The following is a 19276-nucleotide window of genomic DNA, read 5'->3' as shown; positions in this document are numbered from 1 at the left end:
AAGAGTTATTAATCGATTAGAAGGCTCAAAGTTAGAATATTTTCAATAAAATATTGTTGCTTAATTATATGAGCGTAACTTTAACGATGGTTCTTCTTAAATACTTACAGATTAAGGCTAGCTAGCCCTATCAGCTATAATAAATATTAAAAGCTGATGCTCATACAGCTCAATGGTAAGCAGAAATAAATTTCCAACGCTATAATTATTATTATTTTTATTTATCCAATATGAGTCAGTTTAAAGCTAAGTGTATATTATTGTTTAATACTTATATATTTGTATTTAGCATAGCTGTCGAATTCTATTAATTGTTTTAATTTTAACAAAATGAACTCAGTAGGTAAAAAGCTGATTTTGCTTTCAGGACCCAGAACCGGTTCCAACTTTTTGCGAGGATTGCTATCGAGTCATGAAGCAGTATTCATGTATAATGAACTCTTTAATATTTCACTGCTTGATCGACAATCTCTTATTAAGATTGCGGATAATGCTGAGGAGTATGTGGATGAAAAACTAGCTCACCAAAGTCAGAGTGTTGTTGGATTCAAGCTTTTTTACAGACATTTGAGTGCCCTGAAGACTTCAGAGATGCTCCATGATGAGCATTTTCATAATCCAAGAATCCAAAACAGTTTGTCTGATTACTGTGAGCTTATATCTGATGAGCGCTTTTTTAACAAACTATCGACATCTCTTACCAGCTTTTTAGATACTCTTAAAAATGATAAGTCATATTATATAGTTCATTTGAAGAGGAATAATAAACTAAATTCATTGCTTTCACTGAAAAATGCTTTTTTTACGGACCAATGGGTACGTATAGGCGAAAAGCCACAAAAATACAAGCCTATAAGACTGTCTGAAAATGAGTGTACGGAGTATTTTAATAGGATGGAGAAATATGAAAATTATTATGATACGCTTTTCAAGGATCATAATATGCTTGAGGTTAGATATGAGGATTTGGAGCGAGAGAGTGGTGTAATTCTTAATAAAATCCTCAATTTTTTGGATTTGCCTTATCAAAACCTCGACTCGTATTTAATGAAGCAAAAGGTGCAATCTAATTCTGAGCTGATTGAGAATTTTGATGACCTCAGATCTGGATATAAGGACACCCAATGGGAAAGGTTTTTCATATAATTTAGCCAATAGGATCAATTTAAACTGTGGGAGAATTTTTTAATAAGGACATTAGTGTCAGGGATGATTTTAGAAGAGATGGAATAGCCGCAACGTTTAATGTAAGTATGGCTCTCTACGAAGAGTACCTTTCGGCGTTTCCAGTAGGGTCTAGAATAAATATTGGATACCCATCTATATGTGGAGGAGAATATTCAAAATGTCAGGATATAGTAGGTTTAAAAAGAAATGCAGGAGTAGAATTGTCTACAGTTGGTCATGCTAGAAAGCACGATCTAAATATTATGGCAAAACTACTCAGAGAAGCGGAGAATGTTTCTGCCAATATCTGGATTTCTTCAAGCACATCAGCATGCACCAGCATTTTACACTCTTCACCCGAAGATGTGCTGAATTTTGCCCTCAATTCTATAAAATACTGGCGTGAACTCATAGATATTCCCCTGGATATTGCCCTTACAGATGTTACTAATGATGCTATAGACAATCCTGAGTCAAGGGTTGTAGAGTGGTATGGAAAGTTGATGGGTGCTGGTTATCGAAGTGTTATACTTTGTGATACCAAAGGTATTGGTAACATGGATAGGCTGAGAAGAATATTCGAAAATATTGGAACGTTTGAGTGGCATCCTCATAATGACTTGGGACTTGCCAAAGTTACCACCAGTCTGGCGGTAGAATATGGTGCCTCACATGTGGGTACATCGTTTCTAAATTGTAGCGAACGCAAAAATATGATGGATCCGAGAGATGTTATCCATGATAAGGCGTATGTCAAGCTTTTAAATAATATTGTTGAGGGTTTTCCTGATGAAGTGAAGAAGATACTCGAAGTTAGGGACATAGTTTATGGTGATCATACGTTTATTACGGGCACGCATTATAAACTATGGAATAATTCGTCTGATAAAAATAGGTTGTTATTTGGAGTGACTACAGATTCGCAGCTCTTTGAAATGATGTACGGACAGAATATATCAGCTTCAGAGATGGCCAGTCTGAAAAATCAATTATTATACAGTGGTAATGAATATTACCTTACGCAAGAAAGGCTTGAAACCTTGAAGCAGCTATTTACAAGACAATGAAACAGAGGCGTTTATTAAATCCAGGTCAAACGGGCAAATGCTGGAAGCATAATTACAAGCATAATCAGGCTGTAAATTTTGCTAAACATATTTATTCAAGTGACAGCATTTATACATTCATTCCTAAAAATGCCAGCCAGACAATGAGGTACTCTGTCGATATTGCTAACGGTATTTGGGATGCCAACAGTAACAAGCAATGGACTACTAATGTCTCTGGTCATGGGTTATTTAAACCGGATCTAAGATATCAATTGAGGAATGAATACGCGTTTGTGATATTAAGATGTCCGTTTGCTAGATTGGCAAGTGCATTTTTGGATCAGTTTAATAGGAGGCCACATAGTTATCTTACTTACAGACATCAGGACGGTGTTATGGCTAAATTACTGGATCCTGCTGCCAGGCACTTGGTAAATTTTGAAAAGTTTGTAAAGAAACTGGAGAGTAATTGGAAGTTTTTACACGTCAACGCACACTGGTCTCCTCAGGTTGAGTTTTTATTATATGAAGATTATGATGATTATTTCAGCGTTGAAAAATTCGGGAAAGCCGTAGACACGTTGGAGAAAAAGATAGAGTTGAAGATATATGACATGCGAAAAACTTCTAAACATGGTATAGACGGTTTCAAGAAGGTTTCTATCACTAATGCGCATAAACTAAATGTGAATGACATAATTTCTATGAGAAAGAAGGGTGAAATAATCAACCCACAATCATTATTTAGCCAGGAGATGTATGATGTTGTGTGCAAATTGTATGACGCAGATATTAAATTATACAAGGAAAAAATTGGGGAAGAGACTCTGATGTTCGAGTGTTAAAGAGTATTAACAATAATATATGAAAGCATTCAATTTTGATGATTTTTTCAGCAAGGGCGATCAGGGATATTACTCTTGTAATGCTGATACTATAAGTAATTTCGAAAATATCCTATATAATGAAGAGGGGTATTTTATACTAAAGGGCTTCCCGCTGGAAGGATCCAGTGAGCAGGAAATACAGACGAATGTATTAAAGTGGGCTTTCACTTTGGGGGTTCCTCTGTCCGAAACTATTTACGATGACTTTGTAGTTAGGTTGGAAGATATTGATACAGCTAAAACCGGCTCAAATAAAGTGAGAAACAGACCCCTGTTAGTAGGTCAGGAGAATGCGGGGTTTATACCAATGCATAATGATCGAGCCGATTTGTTGGTACTCTTCGGTGTGACGCCCTCAAAAAGGGAGGGAGAGACTTTCATGGTTAGCACCAATAAAATATGTTCTCAGTTGATGAAGGATTATCCAGAGCAATTTGCGACTCTTCGGGAGAAATTTTCCTATCACTATCCCGGAGGGACTTTGAAAATGCCTATAATTTCGGAATCATCCAAAGGACTTATCATGTGGTATGTTCGGTCAAGGATAGAAAACAAGGAAGAATTATCTGTTGAACAGATGGAAGCCTTAAATATGTTGGACAAACTAATTGATGAACACAAAGAGGGTGTGGTGTTGCAGCATGGTAATATATGTGTAATCAATAATCACAAAGCGCTACATGGAAGGCAAAAATTTCCTGAAGGAGATGATAGACTGCTATATAGGGTATGGCTATCTGATCCTCGTAGTTGCGAACTCCCTGATCATTATATGCGCATGTTTAGATATACTAAATCAGGAAGTTATAGAGGTGGAGTTTGGTCAGATGAGTTCGATCAAGAGCTGATACCTTCAGATATTAACATGGCCAGAGAAAATGTAAAACACTTACTTCACACTGATCAGCTTGTCAAAGCTGTAAATTAATAAGTTATGACCTCTTTTGAATTTGATGAAGTATTTAAAAAAAATGAACATGGTTATTACGAATATGTGGATGGCTATGCTGATAAATTTAATGGTATTCTTCAGGATGGAGATGGCTATTTACTCGTAAGAGGATTTGATTTTGATAGTGAAGATCGTAGTTCGCTTGAGCTCGATCTGTTAAAATTTGCCTTTACATTTGGTCTGCCCGTATCTCAGTCGAGGAATAACGAATTTCTTGTGAGAGTAGAAGATGTAGTAGGTCAAAATGAGCCTTCTAATGTTAGTACTAGGGGTTATGAATATTCCGGTGCATTACCTCCACATAATGATAGATGTGATCTTTTTATGCTTGTAGGAGTACATGCATCCAAAGAAGGAGGCAGGACAAGGCTAATGAATTCTGCTGCTGTCTGTAAAGATATGCAGAAGACGTATCCGGATTATTACGAATTCCTGAAGCAGGATTATCCGGTAGATCGCTCAAAATTCACCGGGAAGGATGGAGATATATCTTATTACCCAATAATCTTCGAAACTGAAGATGGTGACTTATTATTTTGGTATACCAGGCATTTTATAGACAGCGCTTTAAAATACGATAAAAAATACAAGCTTTCAGAACAACAGGAAATTGCGCTGAAATTTTTAGATGAGATTATAGATGAACATAATGAACGATGCCTTTTGCAAAGGGGGGATGTGTTATTTGTAAATAACCATAAAGCCTTGCATGCCAGGCAAAAGTTTCTTGAAGGTGACAACAGGTTGCTTTATAGGATATGGCTATCAACACCAGAAAGTAAAAAACTTCCACTTGGATTGAAGAGTATTTTTGGTAGAGTCGATGCGTCTGTTTATCGAGGTGGAGTATGGTCTGAAGACCTTCCATTAGAGAAAATCCCTAGTGACCATACACATGCGAGGCGAATACTAGAGCAAATGCTTATTGAAAGGAATTAATGAGTTGTGCTATTAGAATTTATGTGATATCTAAAAATCCTTTTTAGGTGTAGGTCTGTAGCTTTCCTTGTTTATTGTACTGAAATTTGGAATGCTATTATGTACATAGAATGTGTCGAATTCATTTCCGACCTTGCTTTTTGTAACATAAACGTAGCCATTGTCGAATAGTGCTTCTTCCAATTCAAGAGTTGGTCGTTCGATTGTGAGCGCCAGAAAGATGTATTTATCAAAAGCAAAATCCCTGAGAATTCGAGTTTCAGCTCCTTCTACGTCAAGACTTAAATAATCGATAATCTTTGGTGCACTGATCTCATCTAGTAGAGTTTCTAGTTTTTTGGTTGTCCTTTTACTGATAGTAGCAGTTTTTAACTGCTCAGATCGGTAATGTTCATTGTTGTCAGTATCTTCATCTACTATACCTCCACTCCACATATTATCAGATCTGAAATCAACTACTACATCATCCTGTTTGTCGATGACAATGTTAGCAGTTTGGCAATTTCTGTATTCAAGCAGACTTTTATAAAAAACTTCATTGGGTTCAATGCATATTCCTGTCCAGCCCAATCTTTTTTCGAGAGCGTATGTATTATTAATAGTGATGCCGTCAGAGGCAGCAAGGTCTACAAAATATCCTTTTTGTTTATAATCAAATATCTCTTCAACCAGCCATTTGTCTTGCCCTTTTTGAGATCTGTATTTTAAGCCCATTCGATATATTAAAATTTAAAATAATTATTGATTCCATCAGCTCTGCTGAATGTTCATTGCTGCTATAATAGGATATAAATAGGATATATTTATGATTATTTGAAAAAATCTGAGTTTTGTTCAATAAGTGCTTTGAGTTGGCGAAACATTGGACCTCTTTGAAATAATTCGCCAATATTTTTGTTAGGTTTCCAGTACGAAAAATGAAGTAGCTTTGCGTCCTCGAGTTTTATATTTGAAAAGCTCGGACGAGTTATTCTGTCGATCATAAAATTATATCGATAGTCACAGCTGATTTTAATGTCGTTTAAATAGCACCAAATAGTAATAATACTTTGATCAGAATGCTCGATGAACTTGGAGTATCTCTGGGATAATTCATTTAATAAGCGAAAATTCTCGGCAGTACGGTATCTTTTGGGTACTAGCAGAACTCCACTATTAATCATCATGCGATTTAATAAATCGTGTGGAAGATTGTCTTCTTGAGTTTTCGTAATGAATTCCTCGTTCTTATAAGCCGATTCATTGAATAATGGTTTGTCGGCATTATCGTAAAGCGTAAAAAAATCATCATGTTCGAATAGCTCAGGAAACGGTTTTATGATGAGTGAGTCACAATCAATGTACAACACCTTGTCATAATCGTCAAATAATGATGACCAAATGACATACCTAACATAGATCATGGGGGAGCCTATATGGCCTAAGTTTAAATTTGACAATTTTGACATATCCAAGTTTATATCGATACGTTCAGTATTATCTAATTCATCAATAAATTTAGAGATATTAGTGTCATTTCCTTGATAGATTACCTTTATCATGGGGTGATCAGGGAAGTTGGAAAAGCTTTTAAGACAGTTCCGGGCAAAATCAAAGTATTGGTCATCAAATATAATGACAATGCAATTTCTTTTATCTGAAGATGTTGACATCTCTTTCTATGTATTTCAATATATGACACAATTATAATATATAATTAGCATTCGTCGGTAAATAACCCTTTATTAAGGTAATAGAAATGTCCTTGAATTATATTGTGTTGATTATTTAAAAAAATAATAAAAAATTTGCAAATGATCATAGGATAACCATTATAGTACAAAATGGGTGGTAGAGGTAAACATATAGAGGTGAAAAAATCTTAGTCAATTAGGAAAAACTAGTTCACTTCTTGTTGGTAAAGTGTTAGTTGTGCTAATATTATGTCGAAAGAATGTATTTGTGAGCTGTCCTCTAGGTCAGGGGTTAATCAAAAACAATGTTTGCTGTTTTTTCTATTTATCTCTATCTGAAAATACCAATCAAAAAATACCCTCTGGCAGAAATAGCTCTAACAATGATTTTCCAAGGCAATCTTTTTTTGCCGTAAATTATACTTTTCTTAGATACTCCACAGAAATTCCGCTTAATCCCAAAAATGTGCTCGATCCTCTTTTTTGATAAAGAAAAAACGAAATGTTTGCAAAATGTTTGCAAATAGTAATTTTTGCCAAAAAAGCGAAAAAAGTTGAATATTAAAAAGCCTTGTAAATCAACGATTTACAAGGCTTTAGTGTTGTGGGCCCACCTGGGCTCGAACCAGGGACCCCTTGATTATGAGTCAAGGTTGTTTTTTATTCTATCAAACAATAAACCCTTTAAATAGATGAATAAATAGAGTTTTTAAACGATCCTAGGTTTTGTTTTGCGTTGTTAGAATGTTAAAAACTTAGCAAAATCTTAGCAACCAAACTAAGGCAGTTTGCGTTGAAATGTTCGACACTAAAAAATATTAATAGCATGGCTACAGCGGTACTAAGATTAGATACGAGAAGTAAGAAGACGGATGTGTATCCGATTGTTATCAGACTGACGCACAAAAATCTTCCAAAGATGATGCCTACAGGTTATAAAGCAACCGTGGATCAGTGGGATAAGAAAAATCTGAAAGTTAGAAAAGGGTATCAAAATTCGACTCGTGTAAACGCTCAAATAGGTAATCAATTGGCATTGGCGAATGACATTATACTGAGGTACGATTATCAGTTAAAGGATATGACGGTATATGAATTAGCTGATTTGGTTAAGGAGTCTATTAATGGTAGCAGACAAGAGAAGAAGGAAGTAATTAGTTTAAAAAAGTCTACGACTCTGAGTGATTATGGGCGAAAGGTTATAACCATGTATAATCAATCTGGTCAATACAGTATGGCTGAGGGCTTTGAATATGCAATTAACTCTATGGTTAATTATAGTGGACGGATAAATCTTCTCTTGACGGATATTGATGAAATATTTCTCTTGGGCTACGAAGCTAATTGCAGGTCAAAGGGAATGAAAGTTAATGCCTTCGGTGCATACCTGCGTTCAATACGGAGAATATATAATTTAGCTATAAAAGATTCCACAACTGAGGTTTCAAAAGAGCACTATCCTTTTGGGCAGGGTGGATATTCGATAAAAAAAGCAAAAACTAAGAAAAGGGCTATCAAAACAGATTATTTGCAGGTCATCAGAGACCTGGATTATCAGCATGACACCCCGATCTGGCATCATCGAAATTATCTTCTTTTTATGTTCAATTGTAGAGGAATGAATTTTATTGATTTAGCTTTCCTTAACAGGGAGAATGTTTCTGAAGGCAGGTTGAAATATCGGCGTCGTAAGACGAGAAGAGGAGAAAGTGTAAAGGATTTCAATATAAAGCTCAATGAAGAAGCACTAGGCATTTTAAAATATTATCTGAATCAGAGGCGGACTGGTAATTTGATATTTCCAATTCTCCAGGATGTGATTGACAGTGATGACGAATCATACATTTATAAGAAATATACAGAAAGGCGTTCCACTCATAATGATTGGCTTAAGAAAATAGGTAAGGATGCAGGGATTCCTGTTACATTAACTACTTATGTCATTAGACATACTTTTGCAACCGCAGGTCTTCATAAAGGTGTTGGAAAGAACGTAATAGGGGATATGCTCGGGCATACCAACTATTATACTACCGAGGCTTATTTTGATGATTTCGACAAAGAAGTTTTGGATGATGCCGCTGATCAAATTTTGTCATAGAGTAGGTAGTTCGATTCTCCAAGGGGCTACCATCGAGGACAAGCTAACATTATGTTGGTTTGTCCTTTTTTGTTTTTGACTATAACTGACTGAAAAATAGGGTATTGCGTCAAATATTGAATTGACTCTGGTGGTTCGATAACAGTCATTTTTGAAGTCAAACAGCACACCTTCCGGGAACACCATATTTTGCAACGACCTTTTAATGCCTAAGTCCCCAGAAACCCACAAATCAGGCAATTTAAGGCTATATTGAAGCGCTTTGTCAATGGCTTTATCAAGGTTCGATAAGTCAATTCCCTCAGAAATCTGTTGTTCCTCAATTTCATACTTTTCAGTGATTATTTTTGAAGAGAATTTATTGTACTGCTCCCTGGTAATTTCATCGAACACAAACCGCTCTTCCAATCGTTCCAGCTTGGAATCAAGCACCTCAATCTTTTTCTTGAAAATCTTATTTTGCTGCAAAGCCTCTTCATGATGTTTTGTAAATGTATAAAGCATCATCTCTCTTAAAGCCAATGCGCTTCCCTTATTGGATAGCTGGTATTGTGATAAGAGCTCAGTGAACTTCTTGTGCATTATTTTGGCACTGCGGTTTTCCTTGCTTCCCTTACGATTATTCTTGTAATAATATAACCCCTTCTTTCTGACGACATAGCCAGTATAAGGCGTGCCGCATTCATAGCTCCTTACAAATTGTCTTAATGGTAAATTTTGCTCGTCCGACGAGTACCCATAAGTATTACCATTTAGTAAGCCATGTACCTTTAAGAAAAGCTCCTTTGAAACGAGCGGTTCATGGTTTCCTTTGATCACCTTACCAGGAATTAACGAACAAGCCATTAACCCGCAATAAAAAGGGTTTCGGAAAATATTGCTTAATAGTTTTGACCGGATAGTTAGTCCCTTTGCCTTTAAACGTTTAGCCATTTCCTCATATGTAATGTCTTCATTGGCCTTCCAATGAAAAGCTTGCCTTAATAACTTCCCATCATCATTTACAACTATTTTTGGAGTTTTACCTTTGCCTGGGTTTAGGTTTGTATATCCCAGCGGAATAGAAGTAACCCAATCGCCTCTTTCCAGCTTGTCTATCATGCCATCAATACTTTTACCTCTTCTCAGTTCATTATCAAATTGACTAAAAAGGTAATATAGGTTTTGTTGAAATGAGCCGGCAGCAGTATCAGCATTAACCTCCTGCGTTGCAGATAAAGTGAGGATGCCCTGTTTTTTTAATTGTTCACTTATGTAGGCTGCATTCGTTCCTGTACGAGAAAAGCGGTCATAAGAATAAACAATGATATAAGAGATGCTTTTTCTTGACTTAACATAAGCGATCATCTTCTGAAACTCCTTTCTTTCATCACTTTTGGCTGATTCGTACGTTCCTCCAAAATAGGCTCTTACTTTAATCCCTTTTCTATTGGCAAACGCAATGCAGCATTTCTTTTGAGTGGCAAGGCTGGCATTATTTTCTAGCTGTTCTTTAGTAGAGACACGCGTGTAGATTACGCCTTCGCCATCCTTGTTATGGCTTGATAATTTACTTTTCTTTGCAAATTGTTGGAAAATATGTAGGTCTCTCATAAATTCAATTATCTGTCCGGAAGTCGCGAGACATACTTATATAATATCTCACAGAACATCTCCATATTTTTAATTATTTCGTCTGCTTCCTCTTTTTCAATATCATTGAACCCCTCAAAAGTTTTAAGGCGCTCATAAGTCATCGGTTTAAGATTTAATAAATCATCTTCACTGAGTTGATCCATTGGTATTTCCTGTAAAATGCCTTCGAGCTTTGGTGCAGTAAAAGCATGTTGTGGAAATAGACCCGATTTTTATATCGTAGTGTATTTAATACTTCTTTTTAAGTGTCCGGTGCACCGACACCACCTTACCATTTTCCTGCCTCAATTCGATATCCTGAAATGATCCTTCATTGAGGATCTCAATTATCCTCTTCTTGTTAGCCATTCGCTCAACCCCTTCAATCATTGTAATCTGACCATCTTTTAACCTTGCTTTTATAGACAGGAAATTCCCGTTCCTGATGATATCTAACAAATCCCGCTCCTCTTTCGTAAGATCGCCTCGGTCAAGGGTAGGGGCAAAAGCTATTTCCTCAAAGTTTTCATTGATTGTCCTGTTAAGGCTGATCACAATATGGTTGTCAATACTCCCATCAGTAGTTTTTGACTTGAAATCTGTTTCTGATAGAATTTCTGCATTACCCTGACTATCGGTAACCATAAATCTCAAGCCCTTATCATGAAAAACCTGTAGGACTGCTAATTCAAGTTGCGATAATGATTTGCCATTAACTTCCAGTCGCTTAGCTTTTTTGGCAACGAGATGGTCATAAACTTCCTTTATGGCAGGTAGTCCCATCCCAAAGGACCTGAAGTCATCAATTATGCTGAGCCAAATAATATCCATGAGGCTAAACCGCCTCCATTTCTCCTGATCAGAACGTTCATCCTCAATAATACCCTGCTTGGCCCAATTGTTAATCACCCGGTGGTTTTGTCCCGTGTCCTTGAGAGAGAGTTGCTTGTTTGTAAGTGTGTCATGTAAGTCCTCAAAGTTTTGTGTAATAAAGCTGCTTTGTTTTTCCATTTTCTTGAATCTCATAGAGAAGCAAATATATAAAATAGTACATTAATGTACTGTTTATTTTGAGGAAATATTTTTTCATAATGCTGTTTACGTATTAGTTTTTCAAAAACTATTGTAAATATCTGTTTAACAAAGTATTAGCTTATATTTTTTGTTGTAAAAAAGTCTATTTTTCGTATCATTTAATTACGCCCCTAATATTGAAATATTCAAAAAAATCATTCTTAATATAATAAAAAAACTCTTGAATCATTTATTTTTTGAACTTATTAGTGGCGGTCGTCTTGACCCATTGTTAAACCCCTTGTTGGATTACCATCAACTTTTATTGCAGGAAATTGAAAACGGATATGAGCCTGTGCTTTACTACGAAGTCTCTTACTTCAGGAAAAATGAATTTATGATGTATCATTCTCATGAAAATTTCTGGTTTAAGGAATATTATAAGATATCAGACCCTAATAACTGGAAGACTCCTAAATATAGTAGCAAAGCATTGGCCTTACTGAATGACATGCCTGTTAACCTAACGGTTGCACAGATAGTAAATACATACCAGATACACCCCTATAAAGTAGTTATAGGGAGTAGAGAGAAGTTGGATGAAATGTCCAACCAGGAATCCCGGTTTCATTATTACAATTCACTGTTTGCAAAAGAATATGACAAGATAAAAGAGGACTTATATACACATGTCTATTTTGGCGCCAAAACAAAGGCTAAAAGAAAATATGTAGCTAACCTTCAGTACCTATTAGACAAATATATATCCAAAGTAAAGGAGAGAGTATTACCATCGGTGTCCCATCTTTTCATTTCGAATGACAAAACAGTAGTCGATATTTTTAAACTACTACTCCAGTATCTATATGGTATATACCTGCACCTCTATGAAGAATATAGTGAATACATGGACCTTTCCTCTGAAGTGCCATTTTTTATCAGGGAAAAATATATCATTCAACATGCAGTTCAAATACGATGCATTGAGAGTTTCGTGTATGAATCTAGCGAAGATAGTTTTAAGGATGTTATTAATTGCCTATTGTCCAAGATCGGTAAACTGGATACAGATATTTCATTTTCAATGCTCATAACATTCGATAAAGTATTGACAGAGAGTTGCGAAATACTTAAAGAGCCTCAATATAGTCATGATGCTTTGGTAAACAGACTGATCAGGATCTTTGAATTATTGGGAGTAAATACCCCGGCTTTTGCTTTTTATATGTCTGGAAGAATAGAAGAGAAAGTTGCTACATTGACCGATTTAGATACCCTGGACTTTTTGGGCCAGCGCATTAAATACTACAAAAGTTTACAAGAATCAATGGATAGCAGTTATGACCTTAAAATTCCCTCATACCCTGACACCATGCTGAAATTTTGCAGGCAACTGCTATCAAAAGTTGATAAGCAAGAACAAATGGGTGAACATCATGAGTTAACCCCTGAAATGAAAAATGTATTTTTGGGCTCAGTGGCAGAATTAGGTGCTTTTGTGCGCGTGATGAAGGAGTCAGGAATGATTGAGTTAAAAAATGCAAGGAAATTTGTAGAAGGACTATGTTATACATTTTCTACCGTTGGGACCGATAGTATTTCGCCCAACAGCCTATACAATAAATATATTACCATTGATAAGAGAGCTGCGGAAAACCTTCATCACGATTTTATCCAGGCGATCAAAGTACTAGACGAGTTAAAAAAGAAGTAAGCCCCTTATTCGACCGACAGATTTTAAGCCTCCCATCGGAGGCTTTTTTTATGGGCTAATCAAAGAAAACATCAAACAAAAATATTAATAAAACACATTGAAATATACTTATTTGGTTAACGTGTAAAAAAGTTTGAAAAATATTTTTGAAGTTAACTATTTAAAAATCAATGATTTAAATCGGGGTGTTGCGGGGTGTGTCGGGGGTGTTAACATTGGATAAATGTGATTTTTTATTTTTCTCTTTACGGCTGACAATTAAAAATTTTAGCCATGAAACAGCCCATAATAAAGGACAAGGCATACAAGGACCTGATAGCAAGACTAAGCTATACCATGCGAAAAATAGAGCAGGCCCGTATGAATAAGCCTGCCTCAAATGAGCAACTCAAGGTTGGTTAGGTAAATAAATTCATCATGGATTCAGATTCCCCAATAACCAAAGCAGACCTTGAAAACCTTCGCATGTCACTAGAGGAAAGCTTTGAGCGAATACTCAGGAGGCAAATGGACAAAAAGCGAACTTATACAGCCCGTGAATACGCCGATTTGATGGGCATACCTTATAGCACAGTCGTGTCACACTGTTCCAAGGGAGTGATCAAGGCCAGGCAAAACCGTCCGGGGGGATGTTGGATCATTGAAGCAGATAATATCCAATGAATAAGCACCACTATAAAACGCCCGAACAAATGCTGGACAGCTACAAGCAGCACCCTTTTATCTCAACCTGGAACACTGAGACCTTTCATTTCTTATCGACCATGTGCATGGTGCGCACCATCCGTAAAAACGGACAGATGTTGATAGATCAAAAATCATTTGAAAGCCTTCTAACCACCTTTCAAAATGCATAAACGTGTAATTTCTTTAGGCCTCGGACAGCAATCTACAGCTTTATATTTCATGAGCTGTATGGAAGAGTTGCCCAAAGCTGATATAGCCATTTTTGCTGATCCGGGTGCAGAGTTACCAGATACCTATATGTATTTGGAATGGCTGATGGATTGGCAAATCAGGAATGATGGCATTCCCATTGTAATTGCCAAAAACAAACATTCCATTTATGAAGAACTTATTAATGGTCGAAATGAAAATGGAAAATGGTTTTCATCCATACCTGCCTATATCAAAAAAGACAATGGAGAGGTGGGGACCCTGAGAAGGCAATGTACTGGTGATTATAAGGTAAAACGCGTCAATAAAGCCATCAGAGATTATTATGGACTAAAAAAGTACGGGCGTACACCCGCCACTGAGATATGGCTGGGCATTACACTGGATGAAATTTCGAGGGTACGGTACCCAGACAATAAATGGCAAACACTTGTTTATCCATTCTGCAATTACAAAACAGAAAAGTCCACCGGAAAGGGACTGAACTATGCTTTACATACCCGGTCAGATTGCGTGCGCTGGTTAGCAAAGATGAAATTGCCCGTGCCGCCGAAGAGTTCATGTTTCTTTTGCCCATACCAGGGCAACGAAAGCTGGCTGCGACTGAAACGACAATTCCCAAAGGTATGGGAACAAGCCGTTGAATTAGACTATCGCCTACGGGATAGTAAAAATAAAGGAGTGAAATATCCTATATACCTGCATCGACAGTGCATTCCTTTAGATCAAGCCAACCTTAGTGAAGACCAACTGGAACTTTTTGAAGAATGTGAAGGCCATTGCGGAGTGTAAACCAATGTAAACATGAAAAGCTTACATCAACAGATCAAATATATAGAATACGAAATCGGGAAGTATGAGACCGCCTATAAGATCAATGAGAAGAAATTACACGAAGGAGACAGCTCCGTCATATTGGTTATGGCACTGATTCAGGACACCCTGCAATACCTAAACAGCATCAAAGTATCACTTAGCACCTTAAAATATACAGATAATGACGGAGCTTAACGAGAATACAGAACTACCCCTGACATTCAACTTCTCTAAGACATTTGAAGCCCTCAAAACCTTTATTGACGGATATAATAAAGAACATCCAGGCTTGAAAGAAAAGATCAATGCATCACACCGGGCAACAGCCGAACTCATCATCCGGCTCTATTTAAAGCAACTTAATAAGCTGACCGCTATAACGGAGTATTCCCTGGTGAATATGCCGTCATTCCGAACCTATATGTCCAGTCTGGCAGCATGTAAAGGCTGTACCGTGAGAACACTTTATAACCACAAAGAACGCCTTATCAAAGCAGGCTTTATTAAAGAAATAAAGCGCCATGCCGGAGACGGTATTGAAGTGTGGGTAAACCCTGAAGTCATGTGGAAAGGAGCTTACAAAGTTCAAAAACTAGAGGAAGGCGGCACGAGTCTAACCCCTGTTTACAACCATATCGAAGCGAATCGGAAAAAAATTCAGGGATTAGTACACGAACTACAAGAGCATAACAATATTAATAGCAATGTGTATAGTGAAAAAGGCGTCCGTCATGAGCCGGACAAGTGTGTCTTGCCTCACGGCGAAGACGAAACAGGAGCATTTGACAAGAGCACCAGAAAAAATGCCGCTGATTTGAATGAAAGAGAGGCAAAAGAGGCCTTAGCCACAGTCCTGAATGCCCATATTTTAAAAAAAGATGAAACAAACCCTTCACCAGAACCAGAAAAAATGCCGCAGCCGCATCCCAAACAGGAGAAACAAGAGCAGCAGGCCGGGGGGGCGGCGCGCATTTTTCATATCAAACTGGTCAGGAACTTCTGGCAGTATGCAAAAAATGCCCTTTATCCGGATAAAACTTTCAAGGATTATGAAGAAAAATCTATCCTTAACAGCATTTGGACCTCTGTTTACAGAGGGTTCAAAGCAGATTACACAGAAAGGCAATGGGAAAACTACCATGAGTCCTGTTTGACCAGGATACGAATGGTATGTGATTACCTGAAGCGTTCCCCAGACCGATGGATAGCACCAGCCGATCTGTATTTCTGCCCATACAATGTAAAAAATGGCTTTAAGAAAACCTGGAAGTGGTACCTCAAACAAGAAACCTTAAAACTGCAGGTACGCAATGAGATTGAGCTTCAAAAAATGAAACGACAACTCGAAGACCATCAGAGGGGAAAAGGCAGGCATAAACACCTTTCTCGATATGAGCTATTCAATAAGCACCGTAAGCATCTGGAAAGACTCAATGATGATATGATCACCCGAGCCTACCTGTCAGCCTATAACAAATATATCATAGCCCATGCCTGAGAATCTAAAGTCAACATCACTCACGAGATGTTGGGTGTTGAAGAATAATAACCAGACCAGGGTATTCTATTCCCGTGATAAAAAAAGCAAACGCAGTAAACCAGACCAAGCAGTAGGGATAAGAAGATTTAGGAAAATGCTATTGGTAGGAGCGCTCAAAGGAGATTGGAAAAAGGCCATTATCTATGAGAATAGGCAAGGAGGGAGAGAAGTCGACCGTGTAGACCCTACAGAGATATATAAATAATTCCGAGGCGCGGAAATTGATCGAGAGCATTAAAACTTGAATTAATGGAAAATAGACAAACCAATGGCTTTTTTGATAGAGTGGAGACCTTCATGTTCTCCCGTAAATTCATTTTTATAGGGGTGCTCTCAATTACAATCCCACTTACCGTTAACCTCTATCAGCTCTACTATAATATCTCACCTGTTGCCGGTAATTATTTCAAGCACATCTACGCTTTTGCATACTCCTTTGCTTTCGCGATAGCTGTTTTGGTTTTTACATTTCACAAAATTGGCCGCAAGCCTATCATATTTGCCATATTTATACTCATAGTAGAGATATTGTTTTTTGACCCATTCGATCCTACAGAAAACTATTTAATACGCCTGACTAAAGTATTTCTTTGTGTTTTCGGAGCCTATACTGGTTATAGCTATGCTGAATTATATGCTAAAAAAGCATCAGAAAACCGAAGCCGAATGGTGGACCACACCGGAAACACCATTGTCAACACCAGTAAACCAGTTGTAAACGAAGTGTTGTATACATGTGAACATTGTCACAAGTCCTTTCCATCCGTCAAAGCCCTCAATGGCCACATGGCCGCACATAAAAATTCGAAAACAATCATAGTTAATGATCATGAAGCGGTACAAAACTAAAATGATATATACAGACCCGACAGGCGAACGGCTTTTGGAAGGCGAAGCCTTTTTGATAAAGAAGCTATATAGAGAAAGAAATTTGGAACTCTGGAAAGTAGAATTTGTGAGTACAGGACTGAAATGTAACAGATTTATTAGGAGGGACTTATGATGAAAAAAATAAGCATATCCCAACTGAAATTATTGCTAATTATGTTAGTAATTACTAATATTGTAAGTGTAATTCTAAGGGTATGGAACTAGAAGAAGGGTTTTATAAAGTCAAGCAATTCGGAGTACATTGCTTAATGGAGGTGATTAAAGAAAAGGGTAAGCTCTACTACTCGATGGGGGCTGGCCCTTTCTTACCTATTCACGACCTGAAAAAGTATTTTTCTCACCCTGTAGAAATCATTAAGAAGGTAAGCCTCCATGATCCATTAATCAATGTCAAAGTCAAAGTGATGTGGCAGGACATGTACCAACATCATTTTGAAATCACATCCACCAGTACGAAACATCTTAGAAAAATCTTTGACACCTACCCTCAACTTTTGGAGCGTTTGAAGTCTTCCTACTCATCGTAATTGTCATATAAATATTTGTTGTTTTTCATGTGTTTGAGCTATATTTTGTTCGAATATTTTAATAATAATTGTGAAATCCAATTATTAAGTTGATAATCAAGGTTTTATGGATTTTTTATAAAATCCCCATTTTCATGCCAAGGTTTCAGTATTTGTTCAGAACACTTGGGCAGGTTTAAAACTCATAGCAACTAGTATAAGGTAATATATCTTGACCACTCAAGTAAGTGGCCTTAACAACAATGTAAATAACAACAATGAAAGTATTATTATTAATTTGTTCGATATTGGTCCGTGAGAGGGGCTAAATAGCCCAATGGCGTTTATTTTAAGAAGGTAATTAAGAGCTTTTAAAAGGTCATATTTTGAACGTTAATTAATGTAGCCACTTGTAAACTAAAATAAAAACATGGGACTATTTGGATTACGAAAATGCTTTGTAGATGAGGAAGTGCCTTGCAGGTTTCAGTTTGGTTTAAATGTAGAACTTAAAATTGATGCTTTCGAGGAATACATTGAAATGACAGAGAAGTTGATAAACATACAAGTGAAAAATAAGCTATTAGAGATCAAGAAAGAATTTTCTGACGGCTTAGGTGACGACGTGGATATGGTGGACTATTCAATAAAAAAAACATTAAATCACTGTATTACAGCTCAACCCTAATATCAATCTACTCATTTCTTGAGCAGACAATGAAGGAATTATACAGCATTGCTAACGCGAACCAAGATACCTCTGGAAAATTAAAGGACTTTGAGGGGAGTTATGTTTCTAAGTATAAACAGTATATGGAACAGGTGGTAAAAATTGATATGACAGATGTAAAAAGCGAATGGGATCAAATTCAAAGGTTCAATACCCTAAGAAATGTTTTCGCTCATTATCCAGATCATATAGTGAATGAATTGGAAAAAATTGAAGTCATTAAAGAAATAAATAATTTGTTGTATGAAAGAAGGGATAATGGAACTCTTTTTTATATTGATAATAAGGTGATTCTTATTGATTTCTTACACACCATTAAGCGGTTTTTAAGAGTGGTATGTATAGTTCAGGGGGTGACTCAATTGAATAAAAACAGAGTACACTGACTACGTAAAGAAAATACTTGAATAAGTGAAATTTTAAATTAAAATATTGTATTAGGTTGCTCGTTGCCCTTCCCAAAACTCCCGATAAATAACCCTCAACTCCCACGGATAAAGCAATTGCCTCCTACCTGTATCCAGCCCTTCAATTTGCTTTAACTTTAACCGTAGTGTCTCCCGGCTGATCCCGAACTCCCTGGCTAATTCTGCCTTGCTTTTAAACCTCAAATATTCCATGTCACTAATATAAACCCAAAAGTTCAGAACGATCTCTGAGAATCTACGCAAGAGCCAAAAAGTGTCAAAAAGAGCCTATCAACACTATTTAAGTCCATAAAAAAACTTCTGTTTACAGCAAGTAAACGGCCTTTCCCGCATAAGCCAGACCCGCTTTGATCCCCGT

At 36.9% G+C, this 19276-nt stretch carries 24 protein-coding genes and 1 tRNA gene; 18 read left to right on the top strand and 7 right to left on the bottom strand.

Annotation, left to right across the window (positions count from 1 at the left end; genetic code table 11):
* The first annotated feature begins 330 nt into the window (after positions 1 to 330).
* The 5 genes from JMN32_RS05500 to JMN32_RS05480 are packed head-to-tail and all read left to right on the top strand — an operon-like array spanning position 331 to position 4994.
* Positions 331 to 1146, top strand: coding sequence for a sulfotransferase (locus tag JMN32_RS05500; protein WP_202855302.1), 816 nt, complete (start codon positions 331 to 333; stop codon positions 1144 to 1146).
* Between the two features lie 26 nt (positions 1147 to 1172).
* Positions 1173 to 2234 carry a hypothetical protein gene (locus JMN32_RS05495; RefSeq protein ID WP_202855301.1) on the top strand — a complete coding sequence of 354 codons (1062 nt, stop codon included), beginning with the start codon at positions 1173 to 1175 and terminating at the stop codon, positions 2232 to 2234.
* A complete protein-coding gene (locus JMN32_RS05490; RefSeq protein ID WP_262896699.1) occupies positions 2231 to 3061 on the top strand; it encodes a sulfotransferase family protein in 831 nt (276 codons plus the stop codon). Before JMN32_RS05495 ends, JMN32_RS05490 begins: the two co-directional genes overlap by 4 nt.
* Before the next feature lie 19 nt (positions 3062 to 3080).
* On the top strand, positions 3081 to 4031 hold the full coding sequence (locus JMN32_RS05485; RefSeq protein WP_202855299.1) for a TauD/TfdA family dioxygenase: 951 nt from the start codon (positions 3081 to 3083) through the stop codon (positions 4029 to 4031).
* Between the two features lie 6 nt (positions 4032 to 4037).
* Positions 4038 to 4994 carry a TauD/TfdA family dioxygenase gene (locus JMN32_RS05480; RefSeq protein WP_202855298.1) on the top strand — a complete coding sequence of 319 codons (957 nt, stop codon included), beginning with the start codon at positions 4038 to 4040 and terminating at the stop codon, positions 4992 to 4994.
* 30 nt (positions 4995 to 5024) lie between these two features.
* Here the strand turns inward: JMN32_RS05480 and JMN32_RS05475 are convergent, their stop codons facing one another.
* The 3 genes from JMN32_RS05475 to JMN32_RS05465 form a co-directional block, all read right to left on the bottom strand.
* Entirely contained in the window at positions 5025 to 5708 is a 684-nt protein-coding gene (locus tag JMN32_RS05475) for an FkbM family methyltransferase (protein WP_202855297.1), read from the bottom strand.
* A 95-nt stretch (positions 5709 to 5803) separates the two neighbouring features.
* Positions 5804 to 6646 carry a glycosyltransferase gene (locus tag JMN32_RS05470; RefSeq protein ID WP_202855296.1) on the bottom strand — a complete coding sequence of 281 codons (843 nt, stop codon included), beginning with the start codon at positions 6644 to 6646 and terminating at the stop codon, positions 5804 to 5806.
* Between the two features lie 626 nt (positions 6647 to 7272).
* Positions 7273 to 7350, bottom strand: a tRNA-Met gene (locus JMN32_RS05465).
* 143 nt (positions 7351 to 7493) lie between these two features.
* Here JMN32_RS05465 and JMN32_RS05460 point away from each other — a divergent pair.
* Positions 7494 to 8768, top strand: a complete 1275-nt coding sequence (locus JMN32_RS05460; protein WP_202855295.1) for a tyrosine-type recombinase/integrase — start codon at positions 7494 to 7496, stop codon at positions 8766 to 8768.
* Here the strand turns inward: JMN32_RS05460 and JMN32_RS05455 are convergent.
* The 3 genes from JMN32_RS05455 to JMN32_RS05445 form a co-directional block, all read right to left on the bottom strand.
* Positions 8763 to 10361: a recombinase family protein gene (locus JMN32_RS05455; RefSeq protein ID WP_202855294.1), complete on the bottom strand. Its 1599-nt coding sequence runs from the start codon at positions 10359 to 10361 to the stop codon at positions 8763 to 8765. The genes JMN32_RS05460 and JMN32_RS05455 overlap by 6 nt on opposite strands.
* An 8-nt stretch (positions 10362 to 10369) precedes the next feature.
* Complete coding sequence (locus tag JMN32_RS05450) at positions 10370 to 10546, bottom strand: hypothetical protein (RefSeq protein ID WP_202855293.1); 177 nt, start codon at positions 10544 to 10546, stop codon at positions 10370 to 10372.
* A gap of 85 nt (positions 10547 to 10631) precedes the next feature.
* Positions 10632 to 11408, bottom strand: a complete 777-nt coding sequence (locus JMN32_RS05445) for a MerR family transcriptional regulator (protein ID WP_202855292.1) — start codon at positions 11406 to 11408, stop codon at positions 10632 to 10634.
* Positions 11409 to 11637: 229 nt separating this feature from the next.
* Here JMN32_RS05445 and JMN32_RS05440 point away from each other — a divergent pair, with 229 nt between their 5' ends.
* The 12 genes from JMN32_RS05440 (at position 11638) to JMN32_RS05390 (ending at position 18876) form a co-directional block, all read left to right on the top strand.
* Entirely contained in the window at positions 11638 to 13110 is a 1473-nt protein-coding gene (locus tag JMN32_RS05440) for a hypothetical protein (RefSeq protein ID WP_202855289.1), read from the top strand.
* Between the two features lie 273 nt (positions 13111 to 13383).
* Positions 13384 to 13512 carry a hypothetical protein gene (locus JMN32_RS27500; protein WP_262896698.1) on the top strand — a complete coding sequence of 43 codons (129 nt, stop codon included), beginning with the start codon at positions 13384 to 13386 and terminating at the stop codon, positions 13510 to 13512.
* A 15-nt stretch (positions 13513 to 13527) separates the two neighbouring features.
* The gene (locus JMN32_RS05435) at positions 13528 to 13773 is read left to right on the top strand and encodes a hypothetical protein (RefSeq protein WP_202855287.1); all 246 of its coding nucleotides are present in this window, start codon (positions 13528 to 13530) and stop codon (positions 13771 to 13773) included.
* A gap of 29 nt (positions 13774 to 13802) precedes the next feature.
* The gene (locus JMN32_RS05430) at positions 13803 to 13967 is read left to right on the top strand and encodes a hypothetical protein (protein WP_202855285.1); all 165 of its coding nucleotides are present in this window, start codon (positions 13803 to 13805) and stop codon (positions 13965 to 13967) included.
* Complete coding sequence (locus JMN32_RS05425) at positions 13960 to 14799, top strand: adenine nucleotide alpha hydrolase family protein (protein ID WP_202855283.1); 840 nt, start codon at positions 13960 to 13962, stop codon at positions 14797 to 14799. The genes JMN32_RS05430 and JMN32_RS05425 overlap by 8 nt, the downstream gene beginning before the upstream one ends.
* Before the next feature lie 12 nt (positions 14800 to 14811).
* Positions 14812 to 15018 (top strand): hypothetical protein, encoded by a 207-nt coding sequence (locus JMN32_RS05420; protein ID WP_202855282.1) that lies wholly within the window; start codon positions 14812 to 14814, stop codon positions 15016 to 15018.
* Complete coding sequence (locus JMN32_RS05415; RefSeq protein ID WP_202855281.1) at positions 15005 to 16321, top strand: hypothetical protein; 1317 nt, start codon at positions 15005 to 15007, stop codon at positions 16319 to 16321. The genes JMN32_RS05420 and JMN32_RS05415 overlap by 14 nt, the downstream gene beginning before the upstream one ends.
* On the top strand, positions 16314 to 16568 hold the full coding sequence (locus JMN32_RS05410) for a hypothetical protein (protein ID WP_202855280.1): 255 nt from the start codon (positions 16314 to 16316) through the stop codon (positions 16566 to 16568). Before JMN32_RS05415 ends, JMN32_RS05410 begins: the two co-directional genes overlap by 8 nt.
* A 44-nt stretch (positions 16569 to 16612) precedes the next feature.
* A complete protein-coding gene (locus tag JMN32_RS05405) occupies positions 16613 to 17212 on the top strand; it encodes a C2H2-type zinc finger protein (protein WP_202855278.1) in 600 nt (199 codons plus the stop codon).
* Between the two features lie 236 nt (positions 17213 to 17448).
* Entirely contained in the window at positions 17449 to 17781 is a 333-nt protein-coding gene (locus JMN32_RS05400) for a hypothetical protein (protein ID WP_202855277.1), read from the top strand.
* A 409-nt stretch (positions 17782 to 18190) separates the two neighbouring features.
* Positions 18191 to 18448, top strand: coding sequence for a hypothetical protein (locus JMN32_RS05395; RefSeq protein WP_202855275.1), 258 nt, complete (start codon positions 18191 to 18193; stop codon positions 18446 to 18448).
* A gap of 29 nt (positions 18449 to 18477) precedes the next feature.
* Positions 18478 to 18876 (top strand): hypothetical protein, encoded by a 399-nt coding sequence (locus JMN32_RS05390; protein WP_202855274.1) that lies wholly within the window; start codon positions 18478 to 18480, stop codon positions 18874 to 18876.
* Between the two features lie 51 nt (positions 18877 to 18927).
* Here the strand turns inward: JMN32_RS05390 and JMN32_RS05385 are convergent, their stop codons facing one another.
* A complete protein-coding gene (locus JMN32_RS05385) occupies positions 18928 to 19110 on the bottom strand; it encodes a hypothetical protein (RefSeq protein ID WP_202855363.1) in 183 nt (60 codons plus the stop codon).
* Positions 19111 to 19276: the final 166 nt, after the last annotated feature.

Source organism: Fulvivirga marina (assembly GCF_016775155.1).
In the GTDB taxonomy this organism is placed as follows: Bacteria; Bacteroidota; Bacteroidia; order Cytophagales; family Cyclobacteriaceae; genus Fulvivirga; species Fulvivirga marina.
This window is presented reverse-complemented; position numbering and strand designations above follow the sequence as displayed.